Below are 21318 nucleotides of genomic sequence, written 5' to 3' on the forward strand. Positions count from 1 at the left end.
TTTCATTACAATCTTGGTTATCTAGTAAATCATAAGGCTTTACCTTGTCACAACTACCAATTGAGTCTGTCATATCAGAACTGTTAACTCGTGTAGAAGAGAATGATCAAGTCATCCTTAAAGCTCAGCCGGGTGCTGGAAAGTCTACTTACTTTCCTCTTCAGCTTCTTAAGAATAAGATAATTAACGGTAAAATTATCATGCTGGAACCTCGGCGTCTGGCTGCGAGAAATATCGCCAATTTCTTAGCTAAGCAGTTAGGAGAAAAAGTTGGAGAGCAAGTTGGCTTTAGGGTTCGAGGTGAAACAAAAGTGAGTGCAGATACGAAGTTAGAAATAGTCACTGAAGGGATAATGACTAGAATGCTTCAATCTGATCCTGAATTATCAGGTGTTGATCTGCTTATATTTGATGAGTTTCATGAAAGGAGTATTCATGCAGACACATCTCTTGCGTTCGCTTTAGAAGTACAAGACGCATTGAGGGATGACTTGAAAATAGTCGTAATGTCAGCAACTTTAGATCAATGTGCATTGCAAGGTTTGTTACCACGAGCCAAATATATTGAGTCTGAAGGTAGAAGTTTCCCCATTGAATATCGTTATTTTCCGACAGGTGTCAACGAGCGACTGATCCCAAGTACAGCTAGAATTGTTCGACAGGCATTGCAAAATGAACAAGGCTCTATCTTAGTTTTTCTTCCAAGTGCCGGTGCAATAAAGCAATTGGAGTCAGAGCTTACTAATTTAGGGGATAAAACGGATGTTTACCCTCTTTATGGACGTTTGACTTTTCTGCAACAAGAGCAAGCGATCGCTCCTTGTTCATACGGACATAGAAAAATCGTTCTAGCCACCAATATTGCGGAAACTTCCTTAACTATCGAAGGTATACGCATCGTTATTGATTCTGGTTTAGAGAGAGTGGCTAAATTTGATTTGAAAACAGGAATTACGAAGCTAGAAGAAGTCAAAATTGCACAGTCATCAGCGATTCAGCGGGCAGGTCGAGCTGGGCGCCTTGAAGACGGTATTTGTATGCGTATTTATAGTGAGGAGAAATTTAAGCAGTTTGCTATCGTGCCTGAACCAGAAATACGTCATTCTGATCTCTCGACGTTATGTCTGGAATTGATTCTGTGGGGCGCAACACAAGTAGACGAACTTCGTTGGTTAGATAAACCTTTATCTACAAGTTTGGAGCAGGGTTTTGAACTGCTCGTAAGATTAGGGCTCGTTTCTGGTGATCGAACGCTAACCCCACTTGGAAAAGAAGCTCAGAAGTTAGGTATTGAGCCTAGGCTTGCGGCTATGTTATCTAAAGTAAATGCGACGGACCAGACGTTATTATCTACCGTATTAGGTTTGATACCGATCGTTGAAGAGTCGACACAAGCAAACTTAGATATAACTAAATCACTTTATTCTTTAAAACATAAACGGTATCGAACGCAAGGTGTGGTTGAACGCAGAGCCAGGCATTTAGCGCAAAAGATTGGTGTGGACTTTTCACTAAGCAGTATAAAAGAAGAGGAGGCGGGGCTTTGTTTGTCTTTAGCTTATCCAGATAGAATTGCACAGCAGAGAAAAGGACAAGATGGTCAATTCTTATTGGCTAATGGACATGGTGCTTCAATTGACAACATGGAGCCTTTGTCTGCCAATGATTATCTTATAGCGATTGATCTTATGCGCAGTCGACAAGATACCAGTAGAGTATTTTCTGCTGCAAGCATAGATATCGCGCGTTTATATCAATTTAATCCTTCAATGTTTGACTCTATTGAATCTATAGATTGGGATGAAAACAAAGGAAGGCTTGTCGCCGAAAAGCAATTGAAGATAGGAAGGTTAGTCATTGAAAAACAAGTCTTGTCGCAACCAGATGTTGAAAAAATGACAGAAGCCCTACTGAATTTTGTTCGACGAAAAGGGCTTTCATGTTTGAATTGGAATTCAGCTAGTGTGGATCTTTTGGAAAGAATGCGCTGTGGTTCTGAATGGTTTAGTGAGAAAGCTTGGCCGGATTTAAGTGAGCATGGTCTACTGGAACATCTGGATAAATGGTTAGAACCTTTTTTGATTGGTAAGCTGAGTGTAAAAAGCCTGCAACGCGTTGATCTTTGCCAGGCTTTAAATGCATATATTGGTTGGCCATTGAATAATGAAATAGACAAATTATTGCCTATTTATTACAAGGCTCCTTCTGGTAGTACAAAAAAATAAGTTACAAAATTGGTGTGGACCCAATGGTCTCTATCCGCATGCAGGAAGTATTTGGTGCAAAAGTATCACCTCTTATCGCTGATGGGCGAAAACGGATTGTATTAGAGTTGCTATCTCCAGCGCATCGACCATTACAAATAACATCAGATTTAGCCAGCTTTTGGATAGGGAGTTACAAAGAAGTGCAAAAGGAAATGAAGGGAAGATATCCTAAGCATCCGTGGCCAGATGACCCTGCTAATCATATTGCTACAACCAAAACTAAACGACAGTTGAAGTCATGATAAATAAGAAAGAAATGGTTCAGAAAAAACGAACACCGGTGAAAAAAAACGTGTCCCCCAAAAAGGTGGCAGCAAAGCGCAGTACCGCAAAGAAAAAGTCTAGTAGAGCCTCAAGTAAGAAGACATCAAAGCCTAAGAGTTGGTTAAGACGTTTGTGGAGTTTAGCTTGGAAAAGCACTGTGGCAGGGGCTGCAATAATTATCTTTGTTGGCATTTATATTGATTCTATTGTTAAGGAGCGTTTTGAAGGTCAAATTTTTGATTTGCCTACGGTCGTTTATGCTCGAGTATTACACCTTTCTCCAGGCATGGAATTCAGCATCAATGAGATGAAACAAGAGTTGGAGGCCTTAGCTTATAAGAAGGTTAGAAACCCTAGACATTCAGGTGAGTATTCCGCCTCATCAACAAAAATAGAAATGGTTCGTCGTCCATTTGAGTTTGAGGATGGCCCAGAACCAGATAGACATGTCATGTTGCACTTTGACAATTTGGGGCTTAAGCGAATTCAATCGTTAGAGAAAAAAGGGGATCTGGGTTTTTTACGCATTGAACCAAAGATGCTCGGTATGCTTGAACAGAAGGCTAGTGAAACTCGATTATATTTAAAGCGTAATCAATTTCCAGAGTTTCTAGTCGATGCTTTGTTGACGACCGAAGATAGAGATTATTATCAGCATGATGGTGTATCACCTACTTCTATCTTAAGAGCTTTAGCAGCAAATGTGAAAGCAGGAAGAACAGTACAAGGAGGGAGCACGCTAACCCAACAGCTCGCTAAAAATCTGTTTTTGACAAAAGAAAAAACAATTTGGCGCAAGGTCCGTGAAGCGTATATTGCGCTCATTCTTGATTACCGTTATGACAAAGACAGGATATTAGAAGCGTATTTGAATGAGGTCTATCTAGGGCAGAGTGGTGGACTTGCTGTCCACGGTTTTGGTTTAGCATCTCGTCTTTATTTTGGTGTACCAGTTCAAGAGCTTAGATATGATCAATTAGCTCTTCTTGTTGGAATGGTCAAAGGACCATCTTATTACAACCCAATTAAAAACCCTGAACGAGCGAAAAAACGAAGAGACCTAGTTTTAAAGTTGATGATGCAACAAGAATACTTATCGGCAAGTCAATATGATCAAGCGGTTAGCCGAAATCTAGACATTCAAGATAATCCTAGAATAGCCAGTCGACAACCGGCTTACTTTCAGCAACTAAAAAACGAATTAACCGAAAAAATGGGTGATGAGTTCCATTCGTTTTCAGGTTTAACTCTATTTACCACTTTAGATCCGGTATCTCAAACTATGCTCGAGAAAGCGATAGAGAAAAAATTACCAGATCTGGAAAAAGAAGTGGAGCAGGGCTTGAAGCCGCTGCAATTGCGGTGGATAGGAAAACAGGCGAAATTAGAGCAATGGTTGGAGGGAAACGTACAGGATATGATGGGTTTAATAGGGCATTAAACGCTAGCCGACAAATTGGTTCTCTTGTTAAGCCTGCTGTATTTTTAACCGCACTATCAAACCCTTCCGCATACAGTCTTGCCACGACTTTAAAAGATGAGCCAATTCAATTAAAAGGTAGTAAAGGGACTGTTTGGAAACCGAAAAACTTTGATAATAAATTCCGAGGAGATGTGCCACTCTATCAAGCAATGGCCAAGTCTATTAATATTCCTACAGTCAAATTAGGCTTACAATTGGGTATTCCTAAGGTAACGAGTACCTTGGAAGCATTGGGTGTTGATAGGCAAGAAATTAGACCAGTACCCTCCATGTTTTTAGGTTCTTTTTCTTTAACGCCTTATCAGGTGGCGCAGATGTATCAAACATTAACAAACTCTGGGCAACGAGCCCCTCTTAGCGCGCTGAGAGTTGTTAAAGATCTTAATAACGAAGTGCATTATCAGTCCATGCCAATAAAGCAATCAATGGTTGATGAGCAAGCTGCATGGTTAACGACTTATGCTATGAAAAAAGCAGTATCTGAAGGAACAGGTCGATACCTGCAAAACCAATATGCTTGGGCAGCTCTCGCCGGAAAAACAGGTACAAGCAATGATAGCCGAGACAGTTGGTTCGTAGGCGTTGATGGCCGAGAAGTTGTGACGTTATGGGTCGGTAGAGACGATAATAAACCAACGAAATTAACGGGTTCTACAGGTGCATTGCGTGTTTATAGTGAGTATTTGTCTTTTAGGATACCTCAGAGATTACAACTGCCTTGGCCAAAAGGAATTACGACAATGGGTTACATGACACAGAAAAGTGGTAGCCTAAAGTTAGACTGCGGTAACGAGTTTAAGCTTCCTGTATGGGATGTCACCGGAGCACTAAATAAATCTTGTGAGAGTTCAGCTACACAGTGGCTAAAGAATCTTTTTGATTAATAATGAAATGTTTTATATTGAATTGATTATCATTTGATTTTCCTAAAATTATAAGGATTTAATGTGGAAAAAATGCGGGTGCTTTATCGTTCAACCTTCTTAATTACGATAGTTATTTTATTTTCACCATTGGCTATGTCTGACAGTGAAGTCATAACCAATGATGAAAGAGTAGTGATTAAAGAAAGTCGTCCAATTATTGCTGTTGTATTGGCAGGGGGCGGAGCAAAAGGTGCTGCGCATATCGGAGTACTCAAGGCATTAGAAGATATGTTTATACCAGTAGATATTGTGACTGGTACTAGTATGGGCGCTTATGTAGGAGGCCTCTATGCTACCGGTATGAGTGCTGATGAAATTGAATCTCTTATCTATTCTACGGATTGGAATAGTGGCTATAGAGATAGAGTTGATCGAAGTGAAAGACGGGTGATTGAAAAGATTTATGAAGACCACTATCAAATCAATACTGATCTTGGTGTCGGTTTAGATGGGCTTAGTTCTCCCAAAGGGGTTGTCCAAGGTCAAGGAATGATGACTCTACTGAGAGAAACCTCTGGTAACCTACCTAAATTTGACTCTTTTGATCAACTTCCGATTAGGTATCGCGCTGTTGCGACTGACATCGTAAAGCTTGAGCAGGTAGTTCTAGATAAAGGGCTATTGACCGATGTAATGATGGCAAGTATGTCGGTACCAGGCGCTTTACCACCCTATGAAATTGACGGTAAGCTATTGGTGGATGGTGGAGTAACTAACAATATGCCTGTTGATCTTGCAAAAGCAATGGGTGCAGATATTGTTATTGCCGTTGATATTAGCAGCGAGTATTTAGATACAGAGCAGATAGAAAATTTTGTAGCGGTTGGTGGGCAGCTTTCTAATTATCTTGTTCGTCGAACAACGGACGAACAGATAAATTTATTGACGGATGAAGATACACTATTAAGTCCTTCCGTGGGTAACATGGATACAATGGAGTTCCATAAAATGCCGCAGGCTTATGCTTGGGGTTATGAGGTTGCCTTCAAGGAAAAAGAAAAGTTATCCCGTTATTCTGTATCCACTTCTCAGTACCAAGACTATATCGATCATAAAGAAGAGGCTAGAAGAAAGCTGATTTATGGTGATGAATTAGTCATTGACCGTATTACCTTAAATAACCATTCACATTTCGATGATCAGGTTGTCCTGAATAAGTTAGATATTCAAACTGGCGAAGCAGTACCTACAGAATTAATGGAACAAAAAGTTCGTAATCTTTACGCCATCGATCGATTTGAAACGGTCACTTACCACTTTGAAACCGATAACGATGAAACCAATTTAGTTGTCGATGTTAAGGAGAAAGAGTGGGGGCCCAACTATATGAATTTTCGGTTTTTTCTAGAGGAAGATTTTAGTTCCGATAGCCAATATTCTCTTGGGGTATCTACCAATTTTACAGGCTTGAATAGGGCTGGTGCAGAATTAAAGCTCAATTTTGATTTAGGGACCGACCGAAGAATTTCAGCGGTATGGTCATCTCCTTTTCTGTCTAATTCTAACTTAGTTAATTTAGCCAGTATTACTTACAGCAAAGATCAAAAACACACACCAATCGAGGGCTTCAGTTCAGGCAGTTCGCTAGATATGACGGATAATTCCTTGTCGACGACATATACCGATTGGACCTTTGAGGCAGCTGTAGGATATCAGCCTCAATTTTGGCAATCTGCATATTTTGGTGTTAGGTATATTGATGGTAAAGCTAATTTGACTAGCTTGCCCGTTTTTGGGGATGCAGACTATAAACGGCAAGGCTTATTTACCCGTTATCGTCTTGATACATTGGATGATTATAGTTTACCGACTTCTGGGTTTCTTGTTGATTTAGAGTATTTTGTTTCTGATGATTCTGTGAGTGGAAATTCAATTTCAAGCGATGGCAGTAATCAAGATGTCAATTATAGTAATGACGTCGTTCATGAAATTTCAACTAAAGTTCGTGGTGCAGTCAGTTTTGATAAGCACACTTTGGTTGGTGGGCTTGAATATGGTGTGGTAGAAGATAAAAGTAGTGAAAATCCGCCTATACAACCGAAAGAGCTTGGCGGATTTTTAAGGTTGTCAGGTATTTCCAGAGATAGTTTGGTGGGCGAAAATTTGCTATTTGGTAGCATTGTTTATCGATACAAATGGTTCGAAAATGATTTCGGACTATTTACCGCCCCAGTGTATTTTGGCGCCTCAATAGAATATGGCGGTGTTTGGTCAGATACTAGCCTTTCAGTTTCGGACGCTCCACTTTATACGGCAGGGTCAATTTTTGCTGGGGTTGCATCGCCAATTGGACCCATCGTATTTGCGTATGGAATGACAGAAGAGAGCCATGAGTCGTATTACTTAATTGTCGGTCATACATTTTAACAACGTATTGTTCTTTAAGGTTTTAAGTTTCTTAATGATTTTATCTAGAACTTTAGTCGTAACTTGCTATGTTGGTCAAATTGATTAGATTTTAATTTTTCGTTAAATTTGCTATTCTCCACGCACAGTTTGGCCATTGCCACTGTTGATATTTTGGGATAAATCAACAATAAAACGGTGGTAAGCCATATTTCCAAGGATGTTTGTGTTTTATATACAAACCGTAATGAGAGGAAAAAGTCGTGCTTGAAGCCTATCGTAAACACGTCGAAGAGCGTGCTGCTGAGGGAGTTGTTCCACAACCCCTAAATGCTGAGCAAGTTGCTGCGCTAGTAGAACTTGTAAAGAACCCACCTACAGGTGAAGAATCCATCATTCTAGACCTTTTTGAAAACAGAATTCCGCCAGGTGTAGATGAAGCCGCTTATGTAAAAGCTGGTTTTTTAACTGCATTGGCTAAGGGAGAGGTATCTTCTCCGTTAATTAGTAAAGAAAAAGCCACAGAATTGCTCGGAACCATGCAAGGTGGATACAACATTGAATCTCTTATCGCGCTTCTAGACGATGCCGAATTAGCTTCAATCGCTGCGGATGCCCTATCGCATACCTTACTCATGTTTGATTCTTTTTATGATGTTGAAGAAAAAGCAAAATCAGGCAATGAATATGCAAAACAGGTGCTTACTTCTTGGGCTGAGGCAGAGTGGTTCTTGTCGAAACCAGAACTGCAAGAAAAAATCACTCTAACTGTATTTAAAGTAACAGGTGAAACGAACACGGATGACCTATCACCAGCACCAGATGCGTGGTCTCGTCCAGATATCCCTCTACATGCATTAGCGATGTTAAAAAATGTGCGAGAAGGCATAGAACCAGACGTTGCAGGTTCAATTGGTCCGGTTAAGCAGATCGAATCCCTTAAAGAGAAAGGTCATCAATTAGTCTATGTTGGTGATGTAGTGGGTACAGGGTCTTCACGTAAATCGGCGACTAACTCGGTACTTTGGTTCATGGGTGACGATATCCCTAATGTGCCAAACAAAAAGGCTGGCGGGTACTGTCTTGGTGGCAAAATTGCTCCGATTTTCTTTAACACTATGGAAGATGCCGGTGCGTTACCAATTGAAGTCGATGTTTCAAAACTAAACATGGGAGACGTGATAGACGTTTATCCTTTTGAAGGCAAAGTTAAGAATCATGAAAATGGCGATGTCTTGGCTGAGTTTGAATTGAAAACCGACGTATTAATCGATGAAGTTAGAGCGGGTGGTCGTATCCCTCTTATTATTGGTCGTGGGTTAACAGATCGCGCTCGTGAATCTCTGGGTTTAGAGCCTTCGAGTGTATTCCGTCGTCCTGTAGAGGTCGCAGATACTGGTAAAGGTTACTCCTTAGCTCAGAAAATGGTTGGTAAAGCGTGCGGTGTAGAAGGTATTCGTCCAGGTACTTATTGCGAACCTAAAATGACGACAGTTGGATCGCAAGATACAACCGGTCCAATGACGCGTGATGAACTCAAAGATTTGGCGTGTTTAGGTTTCTCTGCTGATCTCGTCATGCAATCATTTTGTCATACATCGGCTTATCCAAAACCGATTGATGTCAATACTCACCATACGTTACCTGACTTCATAATGAATCGTGCTGGTGTGTCTCTGCGTCCTGGAGATGGTGTCATTCACTCATGGTTAAACCGTATGCTCCTTCCTGATACTGTTGGTACAGGTGGTGATTCACATACTCGTTTCCCACTTGGCATCTCTTTCCCTGCGGGGTCTGGGCTAGTTGCGTTTGCAGCAGCAACGGGCGTTATGCCGTTAGATATGCCTGAATCTATTTTGGTTCGTTTTAAAGGTGATTTGCAGCCGGGGATTACGCTACGTGATCTTGTACATGCCATCCCATATTACGGAATTAAGCAGGGTTTATTGACCGTAGAAAAAGCGGGCAAAATAAATGAGTTCTCAGGTCGAGTTCTTGAGATTGAAGGTGTAGAACATCTTTCTGTAGAGCAAGCATTTGAATTATCTGATGCCTCTGCTGAGCGTTCAGCTGCAGGGTGTACAGTTAAGTTGTCTAAGGATTCTATTTCTGAGTACTTAAGCTCAAATATTGTGATGCTTAAATGGATGATTTCTGAGGGCTACGGAGACCGTCGTACAATAGAACGTCGTATTACGTCAATGGAAGAGTGGTTAGCTAACCCTGAATTGATGGAAGCGGATAGTGATGCAGAATATGCGCATGTTATAGAAATTGATCTTGCGGATATCAACGAACCGATTCTTTGTGCACCTAATGATCCTGATGATGCTCGTATGCTATCAGACGTGCAAGGCACTGACATCGATGAAGTATTTATTGGGTCATGTATGACCAATATTGGTCACTTCCGCGCTGCAGGTAAGCTTTTAGACAATTATACTGGGCAACTCGATACTCGATTGTGGATCGCTCCTCCAACTAAGATGGATAAAGATCAACTGACAGAAGAAGGATACTACGGTATTTTTGGTCGAGCTGGTGTGCGTATAGAGACTCCAGGTTGTTCTCTTTGTATGGGTAACCAAGCACGAGTCGCTGATAAGGCGACAGTAATATCTACTTCTACGCGTAACTTCCCTAATAGATTAGGTACAGGTGCTAACGTTTATTTAGCTTCGGCTGAATTAGCGGCTGTTGGGGCTATTTTAGGTAAAATTCCAACTAAAGAAGAATATTTGGAATATGCTAAACAACTAGACGCGACAGCGGCAGATACATACCGTTATCTAAATTTCCATAAAATGAGTCAATATACTGATAAAGCAGACACGGTAATCTTCCAAGAACCAGCTTGATCAATACGTTAGTCATTTATAACCCGTTCATTAGAGCGGGTTTTTTTATGTGAAGTTAGTTCTAAAAAATGTCTCATAACTTGACGGTTCGCTTACATGTGCTATGTCTTAATATTGAGACAGTAAATTGGTTCGAATGTCTTGATAATGTAACGGTTGGTTAGCGGTTCGAACTTCTAACATTTTGTTTGAATTTTATTATCATAAAACAATAAAGGACTTTTTGATGGGAACTCAATTCCGTATGGATTCTGTCCCCGGCTCACTCGTAGTGGTAAGCGGTAAGCATGAACCTTGGTTGTCTGTTTTAGAACAAGCTGGTTGGCAATGTCAGAGGTGTGGCGACTTGCGCAGGGCTGATACACTTTTACATGAGATAGGCCCGTGTATCGGTATTGTCGATTTAAGCCAAGATGAATTTAGTCTAAATGGCATTGCAAATCTAGTGAGCAGTCATAAGCATGTACGTTGGATTGCTTTTATTAGAGAGTCGCAAATTGGTTCAGACACTATCTGCCAATTCATAGTTAACTTCTGTATTGATTTTTTTACTTCACCTATTCCAGATGCACAACTTATGAGTACGATAGGCCACCAATTAGGTATGCTCAAATTAGAAAAGAAAGTATGGCCTAATTTCGGTAGTACTAAGGATATGGGAATATCTGGAGAATCAGTCTCTATTAAACGTTTGAGAGAACAGGTAAGACGAATTAGTTCTACTGATGTAAGCATTCTAATTTACGGTGAAAATGGTTCAGGGAAAGAGAGCGTAGCAAAAGCGGTACATACTATGTCAGCACGTTCTAAAGAGCCATTTATAACGGTTAATTGTGGCGCGCTTTCTGAAGCAAGAATGCAAGAAGATATCTTTGGTATAGGTGCAGAAGAAGGGAGCGTTTGTTTTTTAGAAAAAGCACATGAAGGTACACTTTTTCTTAATGACATCTTAACTTTGCCGCGAACGCAGCAGCGTAATCTTTTGCGGTTTATGCAAGAAGGTAAGATAGACTCGATGGAAGGTAATAAGCAATTAAATGTAAGAATATTGGCTGCTTACAGCTCTGATATAGAAAAAGCATTAGTTGATAAAGATTTTAATGATGAGCTTTATCATTATATCAATGTCCTAAGGATTAATGTACCTAGTCTTAAAGAAAGATCGGGAGATATTAGTATTTTAGCAAAGCAATTTTTACAAGAGTATTCCAAAGAGTATAACGCTCAAGCGAAAGACTTTTCAGATGAGGCTCTAAAGGCGATGGCACAATACCATTGGCCTGGAAATGTAAGAGAACTTATGAATCAGATTAAGCGCGCAGTGTTAATGTCTGACAGTGATATCATTGAATTGCCTCAATTAGATTTGCCTCAAATTTCTAATGGAAAACGCAGCCTTAAAGTGATTAGAGAAAATGCAGAAAGAGATGCGCTTATATATGTCCTAGAGTCGTATGACGGACAAGTTTCACCTGCTGCAAAAGAATTGGGGGTGTCGAGAGCAACAATGTATCGATTACTCAATAAACACAACTTAATAACAGATGTCATGTAAAGTTTACTTACTCTTTTATAAATAACGCATTTAGGTGCGTTATTTTTTTACTCAAACTTATATATTAATAATGTCTAATGTTTCTTTTTATTAAAAACCGTAATGAGACGATCGTTTAATCTTGTATATTTGGCGGCATATGCATCGAAAGTATAGATTTTTAATATATATACCATCATTGTATTAAATATAGCTTGAAAATATAAACAGTTTGGTTACAATTTGACCGTGAATCCAAATTCACAAATTTCTTAATAGGATTAATTAGTTAGATAGGAGGCGCTATATGAAACATTCAAAACGAATTCATTTTTGTCGTGCTTCTGTGATCTTGAAAATGCAAACCATGCCAGCGGCTAACGCAGCTGATTTGCGAACCGATCTATCTGATAACTAACTAGTCCGTCACCTTATAAGGCTGCGGAAATCTAGCAGCTAAATAGGGAACCTCTCGATTACTCCTTTTTTAGACGCTACTTTTCCCAGTAAAATTCTGGAGAAAAAATATGAGTCGTTCTATATATTTACACCTAGCTGTCCTTCTAGTTAAAGCAGATTTAAAAAGAGAAGAAAGAGTCTGGAAACGGAAATTACGTCGTACAGTTCATGATATTCCTTGGCACAATGCTCACCTTTTGAGAGATATTGGCCTTGAAACGGATGGACGTACTATTGGGTTTACCGAACCTCATCATGTAACCGTTGAACGTCGTATTCGTCATCTTCGTCGTGTACACCGGTCAAGAATAGTCACGTAGAGGCAGGGGAAGCTCTTCAATGGGCTTCCCCTGATTTAATATACGCGTGAATTTTTGACTTAAGAAACGGGAATTATAAATCTAAGTATTTAATCCTCATACAACTTTAGTCTCATTTACCAGCTTTTCTATGTAGTTACTTTTTATCTGGATTCTATGGCCTGATTAGCATTCATCTTTGTAAATTTCAAACCCACACACTCTCTTGAATTCTGAATCTCGCATGTCTAATTTCAATGTGATAGTTGATAAAAATATCAATTTATTCATGATCTTATCATTTATTTATAAACCCTACTTACACTCGTTAATATGACCTCTTTGCAAGTGAAAAATTGACCAACTCTATATTTATATTTTATTTTTTCATTGGTTTTCTTTATAGGGATGTAGACGTGACTGAATTAAATGCGAATAAGAATGATTAGAAAATGTGTCAGTCTGGTCTAAGCTTATTAGTAATAAAGGAGGATCCTATGCAAAAGATTCAACTCGATCATTGGTTACATGCTGATCATTCAGGGAAAAATGTCTCGCCTAAATTGTATGTTATCAGTTGTGAAGATCTATCCGACTATCTGCTTGCGGTGGAATATAAGCACAAATTAGAACCTGTACATAAAGATGGTGAGCCGATGCACTTTTCATCTCTTGAACAAGTGAAAGATGTGCTTTCTAGGCTGGGGGTGGATTCTGTTTATTTACGCTTACATAACACTGATGATGAATGCAGTGCTTTGGGTGAGTCCGTACCGTACCATGATATAGAGATGTCCTTGCAGACGCATTAACCAGTATATTAGGATTTTACTCGAGTAAACATAAGTTTCACTTGCATACCAAATGAGCTAGCCTTATCTTTCTGATTTGGCTGGTTCTTTTTATCTTTGAGATAGTAAGAGCAAGATCTGTTGGCCAATGATTTCTTATTGGATAAACGATCGATAATTGAGGAAGTTAGAATGATTTCAAAGTGGGCGCAACGTTTTTATCAAATGGCCGAATTAGTAGCATCATGGAGTAAAGATCCATCAACACAAGTAGGAGCGGTAATTACCGAGAAAAACCGTATTGTCTCTGTTGGTTTTAACGGCTACCCACACGGTGTATCAGACAGCGCTAGTACAGATGATCGAGATATGAAATATTTAAAGACTCTCCATGCTGAGGAAAATGCGATTTTATTTGCAAAAAGAGATTTAGATGGATGTGATATATGGGTAACCCACTTTCCATGTCCAAATTGTGCTGCGAAAATTATTCAAACAGGTATCGCTAGTGTGCATTGTCCTGAACAAACCGAAGACTTCTTGTCTCGTTGGGGGGACAAAATTAGTGTTAGCCAAGATATGTTTCTTCAAGCAGGGGTTAAAGTAGATTGGCTGCCACTTGCAGAAATTGGGTAAATGGTGGATTTAGCGGAACTAGGAAAAGTACCGCTTTATTATTTGATTTGTAAATTGAGTTCTTAGATAGAAGCCTCTAGGAGTCGTTTTTATGGATTTTCCCGTTGCTCCATAGGCTTCTGTAAAAACACGGCTATTGGCTGCTTTAGGCCTTAATTGCATAACCTCGCCATGTTTCGCCGTTATTTTTTCTACTTGGCCTAAAACGATCATTTCCATTAATTCTTCCCAATCCTGTTGAAGTGCATTTTCTTCTTCGTCATTCGGAGACCATAATATAGGTGATCCTACCTTGCGAGCTGCAAGGGGGATTTCACGCTCACCTTCTACGGGAATCCAAAGTACTTTAGATAGCTTCTGACGAACATGACTTTTTTCCCAAGTTAAGCCATGCACACCAATAAGTGGGGCGACGCATACAAATGTCGTTTCAAGTGGTTTCCCTGTGTGCCCAATAGGAATGCTCTTAAGTTCTATTCCAAGATCTAGGAAGTCTTGCTGTGGTTTACTACCAGCCACGGCACCTAGGTGCCATTCAAGTAATTGGCCAACCCAACCTTTGTCGCGTTTTAAATTTGCAGGGACGATCATATTTGCTGTTTCAGCTAATTCGAAAAATGACAGGCCGGCAATATCACGAGCTCTTTGCAAGAGCTCAGCTTCAGTTTTTGGTTCTGGCTTCATGATGGTCACTTATTTAAAAGAATCATGATAACAAATTATAGTTATACCGAGGAGGCTCTTTGAGTATGGACGTCCGTTTAATCGATTGCTTTTTAGTTATCCACAGGTTTTTTTAAATAGGCTGATATTTTTTGAGACTGGATCAATTAACAGTGTTTTTAGTACCATTTTAGAGTTGAATTTGTCGTGAATTACTGAAACCTAGTATTAGTTATGTGGATAACAAGCACTATGGTTGATCTTTGACCGATCAAATAAAGATAAGGATCCTTCCCATTTTACGGTGTCGTCGGTTTTAGATTTTTACTAATAAGTATCTGTTATATAAAATTTAATTTTATTTTGTAATAGCGAGCTAGCTTACTTTGTTGAGTGATGAATAAGCAAGTTGATTGACTTCACCTTAATTCTTCACAAACTTATTCACAGAAAAAGTGAATAAATTAGAGGTTCAGGGCCAGATAGTGTTGATAACTATTTTATTGTATAGAGATTATTCAAAAGTGAGTGTTGGCTAATAAATATTACTTAAACTTACACTGTAAGTTTGCGACATGTAGGGATATGTGGAAAAATCATACCAACAAGAATTTTTTAGAGGTTGGCCAGTGATCGATGGCGATGGTTACCGCTTAAATGTGGGAATCGTGATTTGTAACAACCATGGTCAGGTATTCTGGGCTAAACGATACGGGCAACATTCTTGGCAATTTCCTCAAGGGGGAATTGACGATGGAGAAACTCCTGAACAAGCTATGTACAGAGAGTTATACGAAGAAGTTGGCCTCACTAAACAGGATGTAAAAATAGTAGCAACAAGTCGTCATTGGTTAAGGTATCGCCTACCAAAGCGTCTTGTTCGCTGGGATTCTAAACCTGTTTGTATCGGGCAAAAACAGAAATGGTTTTTGCTGCGTATGATTTGCGATGAATCGCAAGTAAACATGCAACGTGGCAATACCCCTGAATTTGATGGTTGGCGTTGGGTGAGTTTTTGGTACCCTGTTAGGCAAGTTGTTTCGTTTAAACGTGATGTGTATAGGCGTGCGATGAAAGAATTTGCTTCTTTAGCTATGCCTTTTAAGGAGCGAAAGACGAAAGGTAAACGTAAAAATCGTAGAGGGTAGCAATGCTAACTCAACTGAGGGATATAGTTGAAAAAGTGATAAAGCTTGATGATGTACATCAAGCTTTAGATCTTTTGGTCAAAGAAACATGCCTCGCAATGCAAACAGACTGCTGTACAGTTTATTTAGCTAATGATGAAAAGCAGCGACTTGAGTTAATGGCAACTCAAGGTTTGCAATTACAAGGTAACTCCATTCATATCGATTATACCGAAGCGCTTGTTGGTTTGGTGCGTCGTAGTGCTGAGCCGTTGAACCTTGCGGAAGCATCAAAACATCCACATTATAAATTTTTTCCTCAATTGGGTGAGCAGGTTTACCATTCATTTCTTGGTACTCCAATCATTCATCGCAAGCAGGTTCTCGGTGTTTTAGTTATCCAACAAAAATCACCCCGATTGTTTAGCGAAATGGAAGAGTCATTTTTGGTGACGCTTGCCGCACAAGTCGCGGTCATTATTGCTCATGCTCAAGCTCAAGGACATTGGTTACTTTCGGACCAGAAAACAGAGAGTATATCGGGTATTGCTGCTTCTCCAGGCGTAGCTATTGGCCCTTTTTGGTGGGACAACACGCAGCCAGATCTTTCTGATGTTTTACCCGCCTCTGCTGTAAACACAGAACAAGAGCACGAATGGTTGATGTTGGCAGTCGAAAATGCAATTACTGACTTTCGACGCATGCGTAAAAGGTTTGATGGTGAACTAAACAAAGATGCGTTGGCGATTTTTGATTTATTTACTCATCTACTTAATGACCCTATGTTGCGGGCCGATCTTAAAGCACAGATAAATAAAGGTGATCGCGCAGATTGGGCGTTGAGACAAGTAGTCGAGACCTATTCTCATAGATTTGCTCAAATGAGCGATGTGTATATGCGTGAGCGTGCCCAGGATATTAAAGAACTGGGTCAAAGATTACTCTATTTTTTACATAACTCAGAGTCTGGTCAAATAGACTTAAAAAAACCTGTCATTTTGGTTGTTAGAGAACTTACCGCATCCTTATTAGCGGGGATTCCTAAAGATCAATTATTAGCTGTTATTTCATTAGAAGGTGCGGCTAATTCACATGCTGCCATTTTATCTAGAGCATTAGGTGTTCCTGCCATTATGGGAGCAAACTTGTCGCCTGAGGCCATTCACGGGCGGATGGGGATTGTTGACGGGTACAGTGGCAAGATCTTAGTCGAACCCAATGAACAACTGTTACAAGAATATAGAGCTTTACAAAGTGAAGAGTCAGAACTTTCTCAGATGGTTGAGGATGAACTGAACCAAGAAGCCAGCACTATTGATGGCACTAAGATCGAAGTATTGTTAAACGCAGGGTTGAGTGCAGACAGTAATATTGCGATTAACAAAGGGGTAGATGGCGTAGGACTTTATAGGACAGAAATACAGTTTTTACTGCAGCATAGATTTCCATCCGAAGACGAACAAGCGCAACAATATAGAAGCGTGCTAAAGGCTTATATTGAGAAGAAAGTCGTCATGCGTACCTTGGATATTGGTGGGGATAAACCGCTACCGTATCTACCGATTGAAGAAGATAATCCATTTCTTGGTTGGCGCGGCATACGCTTTACGTTAGATCATCCTGATATCTTTATTATTCAACTAAGAGCAATGCTACGGGCAAGTATCGGCTTAGATAATTTACGCATATTGTTACCTATGGTTACAAGTTGTCAAGAGCTAGACGAAACGTTAAAGCTTTTAGAACAGGCGTTTAGCGAGGTGAAAAATGTAGACCCTAGAGTTATCAGGCCTGAAGTAGGGATTATGGTTGAAGTGCCTTCTATGATTTACCTTCTTCCTATGGTTGCGGATAAGGTTGACTTTGTATCAGTAGGAAGTAATGACTTAACACAATATTTGTTAGCAGTGGATCGAAATAATTCTCGTGTGGCTGATATATATGAGTCTATTCATCCTGCTGTAATCATGGCTTTGAAGCAGATACTAGATACGTGTAATCAATATAAGATTCCTGTCAGTCTATGTGGCGAGTTGGCTGGTGATCCTGTTGGGGCTCTATTACTTGTAGGATTAGGGTATAGATCGTTAAGTATGAATACCTCTAACGTAGCGCGCGTAAAATATCTGTTAAGGCAAGCGAGTGTAACGGAATTGGAAGCGTTTTCTAATAAAGCATTAACCATGCATTACAGCAAAGATACTTATACTATGATGTTGAAATATTTAGAAAATAGAAACCTTGCTGGCTTTATTCGTGCAGGGAAACAATAATAGTCTTCTCGAATTAGTTTCAGTTCAAAGATGCTTTTTTGTTCGGTACACCAATGTTTATAACTTTTATAAAGGGCTCGTGTAGAAACAAAGTTGTCTTAAGATGCAACTTCGAAAAGACTTTGCTGTATTTTTGCAGCTTATCGCAGGTAAAATGCTGTTATTAGCTTATTTGAAAGCGCATTTAAGGAAGTAAATTATTATGACTCAAGGCTTTATTGAGTTTCCACAGATTGACCCCATCCTTGTTTCTATTGGACCTATTTCCGTCCGTTGGTATGGGTTAATGTACTTATTTGGGTTTATGTTTGCTATCTGGTTGGCCAATCGAAGAGCCGATAAACCTAATAGTGGATGGACGAAAGAACAGGTTTCAGATCTATTGTTTGCAGGCTTTTTAGGCGTAGTGGTGGGTGGTAGAGTTGGCTACGTGCTGTTTTATCATTTTGATCTGTTTCTGGATGACCCTCTGTATTTATTCAAAGTCTGGACGGGAGGGATGTCATTTCATGGTGGTTTGATTGGCGTTATCTCTGCTATGGCGTGGTATGGGTATAAACATAATCGTACATTTTTCAGCGTTGCCGATTTTGTCGCTCCGCTTGTTCCATTTGGTCTTGGGTTAGGTCGTGTAGGTAACTTTATGAATGATGAGCTTTGGGGGCGTGTTACAGACGTTTCCTGGGGAGTTCTATTCCCTAGCGGAGGTTATCTTCCAAGGCATCCATCGCAATTGTATGAAGCTTTTCTAGAAGGTGTCATACTATTTTTTATTCTGAATATTTTTATTAGAAAGTCACGTCCAGCTGGAGCTGTGTCGGGGTTGTTTTTAATTGGGTATGGCTCGTTTCGTTTTATTGTCGAGTACTTCCGAGAGCCAGATGAACATTTAGGATTATTTGGCGACTTTATCTCTATGGGACAAATACTCTCTTCGCCAATGGTTATACTGGGTGTGATGATGATGATTTGGGCCTATAGAACAGATAACCATGCAAAGAAAAATAAGGGTTAAGTAAGTGAAGCAATATCTAGATTTATGCCAACGGATTGTTGATGAAGGTGTTTGGATTGAAAATAACCGCACTGGGAAGCGTTGCTTAACCGTTATTAATGCTGACTTAACTTATGATGTTGGCAACAATCAGTTTCCCTAATTACAACAAGGAAAAGTTTTTGGAAGGCTGCTGTTGCTGAGCTTCTCGGCTACATTAGAGGTTATGATAATGCAGATGATTTTCGTAAGTTAGGTACAAAAACCTGGGATGCAAATGCAAACTTAAATCAAGCTTGGTTAAATAACCCTTACCGAAAAGGTGAGGATGATATGGGCCGAGTATATGGTGTTCAGGGTCGCGCATGGGCAAAACCTGATGGCGGTTATATTGACCAACTCAGAAAGATAGTTGATGACTTATCGAACGGTAACGATGATCGAGGGGAAATTTTAAATTTTTATAATCCTGGTGAGTTTCATATGGGTTGCTTAAGACCTTGTATGTACAGCCATCATTTTTCATTGTTAGGCGATACACTATATTTGAATAGTACTCAGCGTTCTTGTGACGTTCCGCTTGGGTTAAATTTCAATATGGTTCAGGTATACGTATTCTTGGCTATTATGGCTCAGATTACCGGCAAAAAGCCGGGGTTGGCTTATCATAAGATAGTTAATGGACACATCTATGAAGATCAATTGGAGCTAATGAGAGATGTTCAATTGAAAAGAGCGCCTTTATCGGCCCCACAATTGAAAATTAATCCTGATATTAAAACATTAGAAGATTTAGAAACTTGGGTTACGTTAGATGATTTTGAAGTGATTGGTTATGAAAGCCATGAAGCTATTAAATACCCTTTTTCGGTATGACTCTACCTAATTGTTTGATAAATATACAAAGTTGATAAAAATAAAAAATCCCCAGTACTTTAGGTGTCTGGGGATTTTTTATGTCGTCTAGGTCAATGCCGTTAAATTTATGAGGATGCGATATTTGTACCATCGCATTCTCATTACCGCTTAGTTACTCTTTTTGAACGGCATAAGTTCTAAGTTGTTAACGCTAGGATTGTTCCCGGCATGACAATAAAAACTGTAATTAAGTAGATAGCAACGACTGATTTATTTTTCATTGCCATATCTGAAATAATATCAGCGCCCTTAAGAGGAAGCTCTCGTAAGAATGGGATACCGAAAATAAATACAGTCGCAAGAATATTAAAGGTTAAGTGTACAAGCGCTATTTGTAATGCGAATACAGCGAACTCACCTGTTACAGCGGTTGCTGCAAGCAAGGCGGTTATGCAAGTACCGATATTTGCCCCTAAGGTAAATGGATAGATATCTCTTACCTTAAGAACACCAGTACCGACTAACGGCACCATTAAGCTTGTGGTTGTTGATGAAGACTGGACCAATACAGTAACAATAGAGCCCGACACAATACCGTGCAATGGACCTTTACCTATTGCACTTTGAAGGATGTCCTTTGCACGGCCAACCATTAGTTTCTTCATTAACTTACCCATAACGGTAATCGCTATAAAAATAATGGTTATGCCTAAGGCAATGAGCGTGATACCTGCAATAACATCACTAAATGCACCTAGAGGTTCTTTAAGAGCGGAAATGACAGGCTTAGTGATTGGTTTAATAAAGTTAAATCCCTTAATGCTCATATCACCTGTAGCGAGCATTGGAGAAATCAACCAGTGAGAAATTTTCTCTAAGATACCAAAAATCATTTCAAGTGGTAAGAAGATGATGACCGCAAGCAAATTGAAGAAGTCGTGAATAGTGGCACTTGCAAAGGCACGCTTAAACTCATCTTTGCAACGCATATGCCCTAAGCTGACTAGCGTATTGGTTACGGTGGTACCAATGTTGGCACCCATGATCATAGGAATGGCTGTTTCCACAGGTAAACCACCTGCAACTAAGCCAACAATGATAGACGTTACTGTACTAGACGATTGAATAAGAGCGGTAGCAACTAAGCCTATCATGAGCCCTGCAACGGGGTGAGAGGCAAATTCAAATAATGTTTTAGCTTGCTCTCCTGTTGCGAGTTTAAAGCCACCACCGACCATAGATACGGCAAGTAATAGTAAATAAAGCATGAATACCAAGTTTGTCCATCGCATCAAATTTTTAAAAGAGCTTTGCTGCGGTGAAGCCTTCGTTGTCGCTTGGTTCATTTTGTTCTCCAGGACTATAAGAAGTCAGTTTACTTATCTGTTCGGCATAGTAGAGAATGAATATTTCACTAATATTACATTTTTATAAAAATGATGATTTTATTTATAGTTTCTAAGTAAACGTTTGTCTAGCTTATGCTTTTCCTTATGTCTTTGATTGTAAGGGATTTTAATTCCAATCTCTTGATTTA

General features: G+C 39.7%; 11 protein-coding genes and 3 pseudogenes. 12 read left to right on the top strand and 2 right to left on the bottom strand.

The window, feature by feature from the left end; genetic code table 11:
* Positions 1-71: 71 nt before the first annotated feature.
* The 8 genes and pseudogenes from hrpB to PGX00_RS04945 all read left to right on the top strand — a co-directional run bounded on the left by hrpB (position 72) and on the right by PGX00_RS04945 (position 13866).
* Positions 72-2509, top strand: a pseudogene (gene hrpB / locus PGX00_RS04910) (ATP-dependent helicase HrpB).
* A 14-nt stretch (positions 2510-2523) separates the two neighbouring features.
* Positions 2524-4898: pseudogene (gene mrcB / locus PGX00_RS04915) on the top strand (penicillin-binding protein 1B).
* Between the two features lie 72 nt (positions 4899-4970).
* Positions 4971-7307 (top strand): patatin-like phospholipase family protein, encoded by a 2337-nt coding sequence (locus PGX00_RS04920; protein WP_272137931.1) that lies wholly within the window; start codon positions 4971-4973, stop codon positions 7305-7307.
* A 242-nt stretch (positions 7308-7549) separates the two neighbouring features.
* Positions 7550-10147: a bifunctional aconitate hydratase 2/2-methylisocitrate dehydratase gene (acnB, locus tag PGX00_RS04925; RefSeq protein WP_272133397.1), complete on the top strand. Its 2598-nt coding sequence runs from the start codon at positions 7550-7552 to the stop codon at positions 10145-10147.
* Between the two features lie 226 nt (positions 10148-10373).
* Positions 10374-11702, top strand: a complete 1329-nt coding sequence (locus tag PGX00_RS04930; protein ID WP_272133398.1) for a sigma-54-dependent transcriptional regulator — start codon at positions 10374-10376, stop codon at positions 11700-11702.
* Between the two features lie 506 nt (positions 11703-12208).
* Positions 12209-12460 (top strand): DUF1127 domain-containing protein, encoded by a 252-nt coding sequence (locus PGX00_RS04935; protein WP_272133399.1) that lies wholly within the window; start codon positions 12209-12211, stop codon positions 12458-12460.
* A gap of 476 nt (positions 12461-12936) precedes the next feature.
* Entirely contained in the window at positions 12937-13251 is a 315-nt protein-coding gene (locus PGX00_RS04940; RefSeq protein WP_272133400.1) for a DUF6482 family protein, read from the top strand.
* A gap of 171 nt (positions 13252-13422) precedes the next feature.
* Positions 13423-13866 (top strand): dCMP deaminase family protein, encoded by a 444-nt coding sequence (locus PGX00_RS04945; RefSeq protein WP_272133402.1) that lies wholly within the window; start codon positions 13423-13425, stop codon positions 13864-13866.
* A gap of 18 nt (positions 13867-13884) precedes the next feature.
* On the opposite strand, the gene mutH is transcribed toward PGX00_RS04945, so the two are convergent.
* Positions 13885-14550 carry a DNA mismatch repair endonuclease MutH gene (mutH, locus tag PGX00_RS04950; protein WP_272133404.1) on the bottom strand — a complete coding sequence of 222 codons (666 nt, stop codon included), beginning with the start codon at positions 14548-14550 and terminating at the stop codon, positions 13885-13887.
* Positions 14551-15158: 608 nt separating this feature from the next.
* Between mutH and rppH the strand changes: the two genes are divergently transcribed.
* The 4 genes and pseudogenes from rppH to PGX00_RS04970 all read left to right on the top strand — a co-directional run bounded on the left by rppH (position 15159) and on the right by PGX00_RS04970 (position 19799).
* Positions 15159-15677 (top strand): RNA pyrophosphohydrolase, encoded by a 519-nt coding sequence (gene rppH, locus PGX00_RS04955; protein ID WP_272137933.1) that lies wholly within the window; start codon positions 15159-15161, stop codon positions 15675-15677.
* Between the two features lie 2 nt (positions 15678-15679).
* Positions 15680-17929 (top strand): phosphoenolpyruvate--protein phosphotransferase, encoded by a 2250-nt coding sequence (gene ptsP, locus PGX00_RS04960; RefSeq protein WP_272133406.1) that lies wholly within the window; start codon positions 15680-15682, stop codon positions 17927-17929.
* A gap of 202 nt (positions 17930-18131) precedes the next feature.
* Positions 18132-18944, top strand: coding sequence for a prolipoprotein diacylglyceryl transferase (gene lgt / locus PGX00_RS04965; RefSeq protein WP_272133407.1), 813 nt, complete (start codon positions 18132-18134; stop codon positions 18942-18944).
* Between the two features lie 4 nt (positions 18945-18948).
* A pseudogene (locus PGX00_RS04970) lies at positions 18949-19799 on the top strand (thymidylate synthase).
* 179 nt (positions 19800-19978) lie between these two features.
* Here the strand turns inward: PGX00_RS04970 and PGX00_RS04975 are convergent.
* Entirely contained in the window at positions 19979-21127 is a 1149-nt protein-coding gene (locus PGX00_RS04975; protein ID WP_272133408.1) for a Na/Pi symporter, read from the bottom strand.
* Positions 21128-21318 lie beyond the last annotated feature (191 nt).

The sequence above is a fragment of the Vibrio algarum genome, from assembly GCF_028204155.1.
Taxonomy (GTDB): domain Bacteria; phylum Pseudomonadota; class Gammaproteobacteria; order Enterobacterales; family Vibrionaceae; genus Vibrio; species Vibrio algarum.